The organism is Candidatus Chordibacter forsetii (assembly GCF_964187505.1).
GTDB lineage: Bacteria > Verrucomicrobiota > Verrucomicrobiia > Opitutales > Seribacteraceae > Chordibacter > Chordibacter forsetii.
Map to the genome: position 1 here is coordinate 1 of NZ_CAXLML010000131.1, position 3,496 is coordinate 3,496.

Below are 3,496 nucleotides of genomic sequence, written 5' to 3' on the forward strand. Positions count from 1 at the left end.
AGATACTTCACCTTTACTGGTTTCACTGTTGTTAATGTTTAACTCATTCCTCCACCCACCAAACCTGATTTTACCCGGGTGTGACGAACTGTTAGATGCTCCTGCACCGGTGATTACTCCTGGTACAAGGTTTTTCCAGGTACTGCCTTGGTCGTTGCTATTCATGGTGGCTGTGTGGATGTGCCAGTTTGTATCAGAGGCATCGGAGCCGTAGTTAAGCCAGCCATTAAAGTAGAAACGGTTATTTCCACCGTTATGATATCCAAACAGCCAGTTGTGATGGCTCGCAATCAATCGTTGATTATCTCCTCCGGTTTGGCGGGATATGGAAAATATAGTGTAGTTTTTGCCATTGAAGGATGAATCAGTTCCTAGCATGTCACTTCCGTCAAAATTAACTGTCCACTTACCTCCCGAAAATTTCCTTGTGGGATCACCCCAGGATCTAGTGAAATTGTATCCCTGACCAATTACGCTATTGTTCCAATCCAGAACAGCATTGTTGGTTTCATTAATGTCAAAGCTACTCTCGTTACTTGCATCCATCCAGATAACCAAACCGGGAATGTCCTGCGGACTAAAGGTGTTAAGATCAATGGTTTCCTCGTCCTTGAGCAGGGAGGTAAAGGTTGGTTGTAAGGTTAACAGATTTTCAATCTCGGACAGGTAGTAGTCACTTGGTTCTAAATCAAAAGAAAAGGCGTTTAATTGACCCCGGGTGAATTTATCATCCCCTATGGTTGCGTTTACCCAAAGCGAAATGGAGTAGGAGTCATGATGGAGTGTGGCTAAACTTTCTTTCGCGGGTACGAGAACATGGTCGAGATCAGATTCAAGATTAAGGGCACTGTCAAATATGCCAGCCGTCCAGGTGGTCTCTCCATTGATCGAGGCTTCATACTGTTCATAGTTAGTATCGAATGCGGTTAGTCCGAAGCCTAATTTAAAAGGGAAGTACGCGGCTAGATCTTTGACGGCAGTAATCTCGGGACCTGCATACAGCTTGGGGTCAATTTGCATCCAAGTCATGAAGGTACGGCCTTCGAATGATTCGTTCAAGTAACCGGTGTTTTCCGGATCAAGGTTAAGCCAGTCATTTGCCCCATCAAGATACAGTCCATTTCCTGAATAGCCCATCGTTCGGGTGGCATTATCTTCTTTTCCTTGAATGAGGGCATCTCTTAGGGGAATGACAGAATCAGTGGCAATATTACCAGAAGACTCGTCTAGTCTCCAAAATGCCAAAAGGTTTTCTTTGATCTCTGGTTCTCCAGTTGACCAGTCTGAACCATCCGCACTCTGAGCAAATGCCCGGAAAAAATACTTTTCGCCCGGAGTCAGATCAGTTATGTTTGCTTCAAATTCGCCCGCAGACAGGGGATTGCCGTTGTTTAATGTGATATTGTTTTCCCAGCCTGATATGGAAAGACCACCATCGGAAGAACCGTAATAAATGGTTACCAATGGATTTTCCAAGTCGATATTGGTAAGTTCACCAGAAAGCAGAACCGAATTGTTTGACTCCGGTCGGGCTTGATAAAGTTCAACCACTGGTGGTTGCCTTTCATTTGAAGTAGTGAACTCTACACTGCCTCCAAGATAAAGAATGGAAATTTCTGAAGCGGTCAGGCTACGGTTGTAAATACGAATTTCATCAAGGGTGCCTTCGAAGCCATAACCCTCACTTGAACCAGTTCCAAAACCGAGGTTTCTCTCGGCTAAAGTATTGAGGGGAATGGATGAGGTAGTGAGTAGGTCTGCAGGGAGTTGGTTGGTGAGAGCCCATTTATTGCCTAAATAAGACTCCAGTAAATTTGCATCTACATCGGATAACTTGTTTCCAAAAGCTAAGATTTCGGAGATATCCAAATTACACTGCAATCCAGTAAGCCTGCCAATTTGGTAAGAAGAGTAGGGACCAGGATCGTTGTCATTTACGACTAAGCGAACGATCATGTAATCTGTTATGGTCTCGAGATCAAAATTACCACTTAAGGCGATTCCATTTTTAAAAACCTCAGCGGGGTATTGGTTGCTATGAAAATAAGTAGCGTTGTGTTGGGTGATGTAATTTGAGTTTCTTTGGGTATGTCCGCTACTTGGATTATGTCCCATGGGACCACCATATCCACTCCAAACCGGATTAGCTGGGGGTGAACGGAAGACAAAAAAGTAATCTTTGGCAAAAAATGTACCATTTACAGGTAAGTAATCCCCTGACCTTATTTCGATTACTCTTCCATTGTTAGGCCCGCTGGCTGTATTCAAATAAGGGGTACCGACAGAGGTTGCTTCCCTTTGGTTGAGGCTCTTATCCATCCAAGCCGAAATATTACCAGATGGTGTGTTGTCTATTATGCCATCCGCATTGAGATCACTGGCATCAAACCATACTTCGGGGTTGAGGTTTTGAACATCGAAGACAGGAGTCAGGTTTACCGATTCGCCGTCAAGGTAGACAAATACATCACCAACTTGAGTAGCTCCATTAGGAAGGCCAGTGACGATATGGTGCCAAGTGGAATCACTGACAAAAGCATCGGATTCAGCTCGTAGGTAACCACCAAAAAACATAGATATCTTCCCGTCCTCTAACCTTAATGTCCAGGACTCTCCCATTCCTTCCCCGCCAAAGTCGAGGAGGGTAGCGTTTTCATCCTTGGTATGAATCCATAGGGAAATGGTTCGGGGATTATTACCCGTAATTCCTCGGAAATTTGGAGTGTTTACAGATTCGTTGGAGTCGGATGTGAAATACAGTGCTTTTCCTTTGTAACCAAATACTTTGCTTCCTTCATTCATGCCCGTCATATGGGCAGGTGAGTTACCATGATTGTCGATGATTTCATCACCGATAATTTCATCAAATGTCCACCAATTTGTTAATCCTTCGGAGGTGGGTTCACTCCAAATTTCGGAAGATACTGAATTACTTCCTTTCCAACGGTAAAAAACAGTTTCATTTTTTTCAAACCCGTCAATAAATTGAGATACCCGTCCAACAGAAAAATCGTGGTCATTAATGGTGTATTGATTATCCCATTCTTGTTCGTTATCTCCTCCATTCACACTTCCCCAAAAGAGCGACATGTTTAAGGGTTCTCCTCCATCAGAATGGATCTGGGCAGATGAAAGTGCTCCATTGGAGCTAATGTTACGTGGACTAATACTTGAGAGAACGGGTAGAGATTTACTTACCACAAGGTTAAGGGTCGAAAAACTTGTGCCTGCTTCATTGGTAGCGGTCATATTCACTTCAAAAATGCCTGATTCTTGGGGGACTCCGATAACTTCCAATCTTTGAAGGTCGAAAGTTAAACCTTCCGGAAGTCCAGACATACTCACATGATCAACCTGCCCGCTAATACTTATGGGGAATTGATAATCAAGGTGCTGTTCTACGATATCTTCTGCTCGATAAATCTGATCAATCTCAATTGGTATTAATATATCGTTATAGATTCTAAAATCATCAATTCTCCCCTTGAAATAAGAG

Annotated in this window: 1 protein-coding gene; it reads right to left on the reverse strand. The window is 43.4% G+C overall.

The window, feature by feature from the left end; all coding sequences use genetic code 11:
* A partial coding sequence (locus ACKPQ4_RS05915) for a hypothetical protein (protein WP_407680278.1) occupies positions 1-3,496 on the reverse strand: 3,496 nt, incomplete at both ends.